The 7,846-nt window shown below is 67.7% G+C and carries 9 protein-coding genes and 1 tRNA gene; 9 read left to right on the top strand and 1 reads right to left on the bottom strand.

The window, feature by feature from the left end; genetic code table 11:
- The 8 genes from V7Q48_RS16670 to V7Q48_RS16635 all read left to right on the top strand — a co-directional run.
- Nucleotides 1–1,320, top strand: a 1,320-nt coding sequence (locus tag V7Q48_RS16670; protein ID WP_333839928.1) for a chemotaxis protein CheA, incomplete at its 5' end; no start/stop codon positions are given.
- Complete coding sequence (locus tag V7Q48_RS16665; protein WP_333839924.1) at nt 1,317–2,186, top strand: CheR family methyltransferase; 870 nt, start codon at nt 1,317–1,319, stop codon at nt 2,184–2,186. The genes V7Q48_RS16670 and V7Q48_RS16665, both read left to right, overlap by 4 nt.
- Entirely contained in the window at nt 2,183–3,229 is a 1,047-nt protein-coding gene (locus tag V7Q48_RS16660) for a protein-glutamate methylesterase/protein-glutamine glutaminase (RefSeq protein WP_333839922.1), read from the top strand. Before V7Q48_RS16665 ends, V7Q48_RS16660 begins: the two co-directional genes overlap by 4 nt.
- A gap of 3 nt (nt 3,230–3,232) precedes the next feature.
- Nucleotides 3,233–3,790, top strand: a complete 558-nt coding sequence (locus V7Q48_RS16655) for a chemotaxis protein CheD (RefSeq protein ID WP_333839919.1) — start codon at nt 3,233–3,235, stop codon at nt 3,788–3,790.
- 20 nt (nt 3,791–3,810) lie between these two features.
- Nucleotides 3,811–4,188: a response regulator gene (locus V7Q48_RS16650; protein ID WP_333839917.1), complete on the top strand. Its 378-nt coding sequence runs from the start codon at nt 3,811–3,813 to the stop codon at nt 4,186–4,188.
- A gap of 37 nt (nt 4,189–4,225) precedes the next feature.
- The gene (locus tag V7Q48_RS16645; protein ID WP_333839915.1) at nt 4,226–4,669 is read left to right on the top strand and encodes a chemotaxis protein CheW; all 444 of its coding nucleotides are present in this window, start codon (nt 4,226–4,228) and stop codon (nt 4,667–4,669) included.
- Nucleotides 4,670–4,788: 119 nt separating this feature from the next.
- The gene (locus V7Q48_RS16640) at nt 4,789–5,043 is read left to right on the top strand and encodes a hypothetical protein (protein ID WP_333839912.1); all 255 of its coding nucleotides are present in this window, start codon (nt 4,789–4,791) and stop codon (nt 5,041–5,043) included.
- Nucleotides 5,044–5,140: 97 nt separating this feature from the next.
- Nucleotides 5,141–5,812: a glutathione S-transferase family protein gene (locus V7Q48_RS16635; RefSeq protein ID WP_333839909.1), complete on the top strand. Its 672-nt coding sequence runs from the start codon at nt 5,141–5,143 to the stop codon at nt 5,810–5,812.
- A 61-nt stretch (nt 5,813–5,873) separates the two neighbouring features.
- Here V7Q48_RS16635 and V7Q48_RS16630 read toward each other — a convergent pair whose 3' ends face one another.
- Nucleotides 5,874–6,836, bottom strand: a complete 963-nt coding sequence (locus V7Q48_RS16630; protein ID WP_333839906.1) for an NAD(P)H-binding protein — start codon at nt 6,834–6,836, stop codon at nt 5,874–5,876.
- A gap of 262 nt (nt 6,837–7,098) precedes the next feature.
- Between V7Q48_RS16630 and V7Q48_RS16625 the strand changes: the two genes are divergently transcribed.
- Nucleotides 7,099–7,185: transfer RNA gene (locus tag V7Q48_RS16625), tRNA-Leu, on the top strand.
- Nucleotides 7,186–7,846: the final 661 nt, after the last annotated feature.

The following is a 7,846-nucleotide window of genomic DNA, read 5'->3' as shown; positions in this document are numbered from 1 at the left end:
ACGACAAATTCGTCGACGCCGTCGCCGTCGATGTCGACGGCAGCAACCGCGGCGCCGGCACCTGCCACCGGCAGTGGTGCGCAAGGTGTCCCGCCCGCACCGCCCGCCCCGGGCCAGTCGATCCGCATCGAATTGTCGAAGCTGGACAAGCTGATCGATGCAGTCGGCGAGCTGGTCATCGCCCAGGCGATGATGGCGCAGCGGCTGTCGAGCGACGGCTTGGCCGCCACTGAAGAAATCGCCGTGCTCGACGGGCTGACGCGCGACATCCAGGAAAGCGCGATGGCGATCCGCGCGCAGCCGATCGGCTCAGTCTTCAGCCGCGTTCCGCGCATCCTGCGCGAGTTGTCCGCCAGCACCGGCAAGCACGTCCGCCTCGAGGTTTCGGGCGAGAGTACCGAACTGGACAAGACGGTGATCGAGCGACTGGGCGAGCCGCTCACCCACCTGATCCGCAACGCGGTCGATCACGGCATCGAAACCCCGGCCGAACGCATCGCGGCGGGCAAGAGCGGCGAAGGCACGCTCATGCTCTCGGCCGAGCATCGCTCGGGCCGCATCCTCATCCGCATCGCCGACGACGGGCGCGGCATCGACCGCGATCGCGTCCTCGCCAAGGCGATCGAGAAGGGCCTCGTCGCCCCCGATGTCCAGCTGTCGAAGGAGGAAATCGACGCGCTGATCTTCGCGCCCGGATTCTCCACCGCGCAGCAGGTCTCCAACATCTCGGGGCGCGGCGTGGGCATGGATGTCGTGCGCCAGAACGTGAAGGATCTGGGCGGGCGCATCACGATCGAGTCGGAGGCCGGCGCCGGCACGACCTTCACCCTCACCCTGCCGCTCACACTCGCGATTTCCGACGGGATGGTGGTCAACGTCGGCGACCAGACCCTGGTCGTCCCGCTCGCCAACGTGGTCGAATCGCTGCGCCCCGCGCCCGAGGACGTGAAGGGCCTGGGCTCCAGCCGGACGATGATGAACGTGCGCGGCAAGTTCATCCCCGTGGTGCCGCTGCATGTCGCCGTCGGTGCATTCGGCGCCGTCGATGCCCCCAGCGAAGGCGTGCTGATCGTGATCGAGACCGAAGGCGCCGGCCGCGCCGCGCTGCTGGTCGATTCGATCGTCGACCAGCGCCAGGTCGTCATCAAGAGCCTCGACACGCATTACCGCTCGGTCGAGGGGGTGGCGGGTGCCACGATCCTGGGCGACGGGCGGGTCGCGCTGATCATCGACGTCGACGGCCTCGTCGCGCGCAGCCTGGCCGAGCAGGGTCAGCTGGACATGGCCACCGCCCCGGCGGCGGAGGCGGAAGCGGCATGACCGTGCACGCCACCTTCGATACTGGTCTGCCCGGCGTCAGCCCCGGAGTCTATGGCCCGGCCGACTTCAAGGCCGTCAGCGAGATCGCCCACCGCGAGGCCGGAATTGTCCTGCCGCCGGGCAAGGCCATGCTGGTCTATTCACGGCTGGCCCCGCTGGTGCGCGATTCCGGATGCCAGACCTTCGGCGCCTATGTCCTGCGGATCCGCGAGGACGCCGAGGAGCGCAAGCGCGCGATCTGCGCACTCACCACCAATCACACCTTCTTCTATCGCGAGGCGCATCACTTCGAGCATTTCGCCCACGAGGTGCGCCCCCGGCTGATCGAACAGCTCAACCGCGGCGGCAAGGTCCGCATCTGGTCGGCCGGCTGTTCGAGCGGCGAGGAGATCTGGTCGCTGGTCATGACCCTGCTCGGCCCCGATCGCAGCCAAGGCCAGCGGATCGCGCAATGCGACGTGCGCGTCCTGGCCAGCGACATCGCGACGCACGCGATCACCAAGGCCGAGGCGGCGCGCTACCGCCAGGAAGACCTCAAGCCCGTGCCCGAGGCGCTGCGCCGCGCCTGGACCGTGCCCGACGGCGCCGAGGCCACGATCGCGCCGGAAGCGCGGGCACTTGTGCGGTTCCGCCACCTCAACCTGTTGGGAGACTGGCCGATGGCTGGCGCCTTCGACGTGATATTCTGCCGCAACGTCATGATCTATTTCGACAATCCGACCAAGGAGCGGCTCGTGTCGCGCTTCGCCGACAAGCTCGTGCCGAACGGGCACCTCTATATCGGCCATAGCGAACGCGTGACCGGTCCGGCGCTCGACACGCTCTCCAACATGGGCCCGACCATCTATGCACGGAGGGCAGCATGACCATCCGGGTGGTGATCGTCGAGGATTCGCCGACCATGCGCGCGATCCTCATGAACCGGCTGGCCAAGGAGCCCGACATCGAGGTGGTGGCGGCCGCGGCCAATGCGGCCGAAGGACGCCAGATGATCCGCGAGCTCGACCCCGACGTGGTCACGCTCGACGTCGAGATGCCGGGGATGAACGGCCTCGATTTCCTCGAGAAGATCATGCAGCTGCGCCCGACGCCGGTAATCATCGTCTCGGGCGCCACGCAGCAGGGAAACGAGACCACCGCGCGCGCGCTCGCGCTGGGAGCGGTCGATTGCTATGCCAAGTCCGGCGATGGCGGGGGCCTGTCGCTCGACGACAGCGGCCGGCTGGCGGAGCTGATCCGCGACGCCGCCAAGGTCCGCTTCGCACCGCGCAGCGCGCCGGCGCCCGCGCCGCTACGGTCCACCCGCACCGCAGCGCGCCAGCCCGGCATCACCGTCACCGACCGGCCGCGCCTGATCGCGATCGGCGCATCGACCGGCGGAGTCGAGGCACTGCAGGCAGTGCTCGCCGATTTCCCGGTCGATTGCCCGCCCACGCTCATCGTCCAGCATATCAATGCGCGCTTCGCACCCGCCGTGGCGCGGACGCTGGACCAGCACTGCCCACCCCGCATCGTCGTGGCCGAGCCCGACCAGCCTCTGCGCGACGGCCATGTCTACTTGGCACCGGGCGACGACCGGCATCTCGGCGTCGGCGGCAGCCAGAACCTCCACGCCAAGCTGCGCCGAGGCCAGCTGGTGTCGGGCCACCTGCCCTCGGTCGACGTGCTGTTCTCGTCCGTCGCCGAAGTCGTCGGCGCGCAGGCGGTGGGCATCCTGCTCACCGGCATGGGCTCCGACGGCGCGCGGGGCCTTCTCGCCATGGCCCAGAAGGGTGCGCGCACCATCGCCCAGGACGAGGCGACCTGCACCGTCTTCGGCATGCCGCGCGCCGCGATCTCGCTTGGTGCCGCGCGGATCGTCGCGCCGCTGGGGCAGATCGCCCGCCGCGCCTTCAGCAAGGCGGCCTGAGCCATGTTCCACAAAGCCATCCTCCCACCCGGCGGCGATCTCGCCCGCGTCACCGTAATGCAGGGACAGGCGCTTGCCAGCGCGGACCCGGGCCTGGAATATTCCACGGTGCTGGGCAGTTGCGTCGCCACCTGCCTGTTCGACCCGCAGGCCCGCGTGGGCGGCATGAACCATTTCCTGCTCGCCCAGCCGCCCGCAGGCTACGAGGGCGCCTCGGTCGACGAGCACTACGGCGTCTACCTGATGGAGCTGCTGGTCAACGAGATGATCGGCAAGGGCGCGCGCAAAAGCCACCTCAAGGCGCATCTCTATGGCGGTGCCAACGTCAACCGCAACATGATGCGGATCGGCACGGTGAATGCCGAGTTCGCGCGCAAGTTCCTCGTCAACGAAGGTATTACCCTCGCCCGCGAGGACCTCGGCGGCACCCAGGCCCGCCGCGTCGATTTCCGCCCGGCATCGGGCCAGGTCCGCCTCCGCACGGTGGAAGACCGGCTTGCCCCCCCTGTCCAACCCACGACCCGCCCGGCCCGCGCGCTCGGCGACGTCGAACTGTTCTGAATGGAAAAGCGAGTCCCGGCATGACCACACCATCCACCACGCGAGTCCTCACCGTCGACGACAGCCCGTCGATGCGTGCCCTGCTCAACCACGCCCTGTCGAACCAGGGCTTCGACGTTTCCCAGGCCGAGGACGGCATGGCCGCGCTCGACTGGCTGTCGATGAACGAGGTCGATGTCGTCATCACCGACATCAACATGCCGCGCCTCGACGGGTTCGGCCTGATCGAACGGCTGCGCGAGGGAAGCCGCCACCGCGACCGCCCGATCCTGGTGCTGACCACCGAGAGCTCGGAGGAAAAGAAAGCCCGTGCGCGCGCCGCCGGTGCCACCGGCTGGATCGTCAAGCCGTTCGACCCGGCCAAGCTGGTCGCCGCCGTCCGCCGCGTGTCGCACTGACGGACCGTGAAACCGTGTTGAACAAGGGAGCATCCGCATGATCCGCGAATTGATCACCTTCGAGGTGGAAGGCCAGGTCTTCGGCCTCGACATCATGGCCATCCGCGAAATCCGCGCCTGGACACCCACCACGCGCCTGCCGCGGGTGCCGCATTACGTCGCGGGCGTGGTCAACCTGCGCGGCACGGTGCTGCCCGTCGTCGACCTCGCCGCGCGCCTCGGCTGGCACGCGACCGAACCGACGCCGCGCCATGCGATCATCGTGACGCAGCTGGGAAGCCAGATCGGCGGCTGGATCGTCGATGCCGTCAGCGACATCGTCACCGTGCCCGACGAGGCGATGCAGCCCCCGCCGCCGGCCTCGGGCGCGGATACCGTGGTCCCGTTCCTCGAAGGCCTTGCCGCGATCGAGGACAAGATGGTCATGGTGCTGAACCTTGCCGCGCTGGCCGACAGCGAGACCATGACCGAGGCGGCCTGAGCGCAAGGACGGTGCGCCCCGACCCGGCCCGCCGCGCTTCCCACCCTAGCACGTTTCGCCTCACGGTGCGCGGGATCGCCCGCCGCATGCCGACGACCGTTTCCCCCGGAGCCGTCCCAATGACCCAGGATGCCACCCATCACCAGATCGCCATAGTGCTGGAAGAGCTCGCGCAGGAGCTCGAAGCCCTCGGGGAACGGCTGTGCACCGACATGGACATCGCCGTGCGCCACATGGACGTGCTTCAGGCGATCGACCTGATGGCGCAAAAGCAGCGCTCACTGGCAGCCCTGCTCGAGTCCGATTGTCCGGTCGCCGCGATCGAGCGCATCGCCATCGACGTGCTGCGCGAGCGGATGCGCCTGTTCCACTGAGCGATCCTGCCCAGCCATTCGGCGCTCCACCGAAAATAGGGCGCGGGCGCGGCGGCGGCGCTGGACTTGCCCCCTCGCCCTCGTCCATGAAGCGGAAATGTGGCAGCTCTACCAGTTCCCCCTTTGCCCCTTCAGCCGCAAGGTCCGCCTGCTGATGGCCGAAAAGGGCATTCCCTACGAATTGATCCGCGAGAACCCGTGGGAGTATCGCGAGGAGTTCCAGAAGCTGAACCCGGCGGTGCGTACCCCGGTGCTGCGCGACGAGGCGCGCGCCATCACGCTGCTCGATAGCCGCGCGATCTGCGAATACCTCGAGGAAACCAGCGACAAGAACCCGATGATCAACGGTACAGCCACCAACCGTGCCGAGATCCGCCGGCTGGTGGCGCTGTTCGACGAGAACTTCTACGCCGACGTCACGCTGCCGCTGCTGGAAGAACGGATGAAGAAGCGACTGGTCTATCGCCAGTCACCCGATTCGCGCGCGCTGCGCGAGGCGCTGCGGCTGGCGCACGACCATCTCTACTATATCGACCACCTGATCGATAATCGCCCCTGGCTCGCCGGCTCGACCATGAGCCTCGCCGACCTCACTGCCGCCGCGCAGCTGTCCGTGGCCGATTACCTCGGCGGCATCGACTGGAACGGCCACGACCAGGCACGCGACTGGTATGCCGTGTTCAAGAGCCGGCCCAGCTTTCGCCCGCTTCTGAGCGAGCGGATGGACGTGATCCAGCCGCCGTCACACTACGCCGACGTTAACGCCTGACCCAACGGTCGGATAAAGCCCGGCGCGCGCTGCGCCGTGGCTTCATCCAGGCCGCGTTCGATCAGGCGAGGCTCTTCTTTCCGAAACGACCGGCCTTGCGATAGCGGGTCATCCAGCGATCGAGGAACAGCGCCAGCGGGCGCGCGGTGATGCCGAGGTCGGCAAGGCCCGGATAGCCACCCGATGCGGTGTTGCCCGCCTTGAGCAGCGTCAGCTGGTCGCGCGACAGCGGAGTGCCCGGCAGGCTCGCAAACAGCGTGGCGCCGGCATCGGGCACGGCCAGCAGCACCGGACTGCGGCCCTGCGCGCGGGCGATGCGCTGGTTCAGATCCATCATCGACACCGCTTCCGGCCCGGCGATCTCGAAGGTCTTGCCCGCCTGCGCCGGGAAATCGGCAAGGATCGTCGCGACCGCGCAGGCTGCGTCGTCGACGAACAGCGGCTGCAGCTTCGCCTCGGGCGCGAAGACCGGGACGACCGGGAAGCGACCGATGATGCCAGCGAACATGTTGAGGAACGCATCGTCCTCACCGAACAGCACCGAGGGGCGCACGATCACCGCGCCGGGGAATGCCGCTGCAACGGCGGCCTCGCCCTCGGCCTTGGTGCGCGCATAGGCGACCGGTGAACCGGCATCCGCACCGATCGCCGAGATCTGCACGAAGGCAGCGACGCCAGCGGCCTTGGCCACGGCCGCGACGGTCCCTGCCCCGCGGCCCTGGAGCCGGTCGAGATCGCCCTTGAACGCACCGACCAGGTTGACCACGGCATCGGCCCCCTGGAACGCCGCCGCCAGCGCGCGTTCGTTGCGCGAGTCGAGGCGGACCAGCTGAACCTGCCCGAGGATGCCCAGCGGCTTGATCGAATAGGCGCGCTCGACATGGCGGCTGCACACGCGCAGCCGCGCGCCGCGCTCCAGCAGCTCCTGCGCGAGGTGGCTGCCGAAAAAGCCGCTGCCGCCGACGAGCACGACCAGCTTGCCTTCAAGATCCCGCGTCGTGCCCTTGCCCATACCTGCGCCCATTCTGCCAGTCCTCAAGATCGGGGCGAACGGCGCCCGCAGCGCCCGCATCGCCCACCAGAGTTCGATACGCCCGCCTTTGGCACAGACCGCCCCGCCGCTTCAATGCCCGGTATCGCCCACGGTGCCGCCCCCGCCCGAAAATACGCCCTGTGGAAAAGTTGTGCGAGGCAAATGGCGAAACCCGTGTTGACACCCCCGCCCCCTGTCCGTATTGGCCGCCTCCACCAACGGTGAACGCCTCGGCTTTCACTGACACGAAAGTGCCCAGGTGGCGGAATTGGTAGACGCACCGTCTTCAGGTGGCGGCGCTCGTAAGGGCGTGGAGGTTCGAGTCCTCTCCTGGGCACCATTCGTTTTTCGCGGATATGCAATAGATATCCGCGAAGAGGCTAGCTCGCCCGCTGCGAAATCGACCTAGCTCGGCCATTTGCAGACCACTAGCAGCGGCTGCTATGTCTTGGCTTGCCCGCCGGCACCAAACTATGGCGTCGCAATTATCGCTACCTCGAAAAAGCAGCGTACGCTTACATTCCGAGATTAGCCCAAGTTTGGGCTAACTGATGTATGCGCGCGGCGCGATGACGCAGGGCGGTTGGTCGCTATAGGCTCAGATCCCACACACCGGTAGAACTCGATGCCAGCCGCGCTTGCGTCGAGCGAAACGGCACTTTCAAGGGCGACACCGACATTTGAGCCTAAGCTGCCCCTGACCTGACGGCCCGAGCGCCGGCCTAAGCTCTCTGCGTGCCTGGTAGCGAGGGCCGCATTGGCGTGTGATTGGCCGCCAAGGCCATCGAGTCATGAGCGCCGAGAATGCCGAGGCGGATCTGACTATGGCGCGCGCTCTGACGCAGGAACGCCGCGTAACGCGATCGTTATGCGGTTTGCTGGCTCGCCCTCACCCGCCACAATCTTTGCCGGAATGCAGCGTGCGATCCGTCCCCGGCGACCTGATCCTTGAAGGCTATCGACCCGAACAGATTGCCTATGGCGCGTGCAGGCAGAGCCTC

Origin of the sequence: Novosphingobium sp., from assembly GCF_036803765.1 — a bacterium.
Lineage (GTDB): Bacteria > Pseudomonadota > Alphaproteobacteria > Sphingomonadales > Sphingomonadaceae > Novosphingobium.
This window is presented reverse-complemented; position numbering and strand designations above follow the sequence as displayed.

What these genes read in the sequence shown, in the direction of transcription:
- V7Q48_RS16645 (WP_333839915.1), top strand. Translation starts at nt 4,226, where the DNA reads ATGATCCGCGAATTGATCACCTTCGAGGTGGAAGGCCAGGTCTTCGGC.
- V7Q48_RS16630 (WP_333839906.1), bottom strand. Translation starts at nt 6,836, where the DNA reads ATGGGCGCAGGTATGGGCAAGGGCACGACGCGGGATCTTGAAGGCAAG.
- V7Q48_RS16665 (WP_333839924.1), top strand. Translation starts at nt 1,317, where the DNA reads ATGACCGTGCACGCCACCTTCGATACTGGTCTGCCCGGCGTCAGCCCC.
- V7Q48_RS16640 (WP_333839912.1), top strand. Translation starts at nt 4,789, where the DNA reads ATGACCCAGGATGCCACCCATCACCAGATCGCCATAGTGCTGGAAGAG.
- V7Q48_RS16655 (WP_333839919.1), top strand. Translation starts at nt 3,233, where the DNA reads ATGTTCCACAAAGCCATCCTCCCACCCGGCGGCGATCTCGCCCGCGTC.
- V7Q48_RS16650 (WP_333839917.1), top strand. Translation starts at nt 3,811, where the DNA reads ATGACCACACCATCCACCACGCGAGTCCTCACCGTCGACGACAGCCCG.
- V7Q48_RS16660 (WP_333839922.1), top strand. Translation starts at nt 2,183, where the DNA reads ATGACCATCCGGGTGGTGATCGTCGAGGATTCGCCGACCATGCGCGCG.
- V7Q48_RS16635 (WP_333839909.1), top strand. Translation starts at nt 5,141, where the DNA reads ATGTGGCAGCTCTACCAGTTCCCCCTTTGCCCCTTCAGCCGCAAGGTC.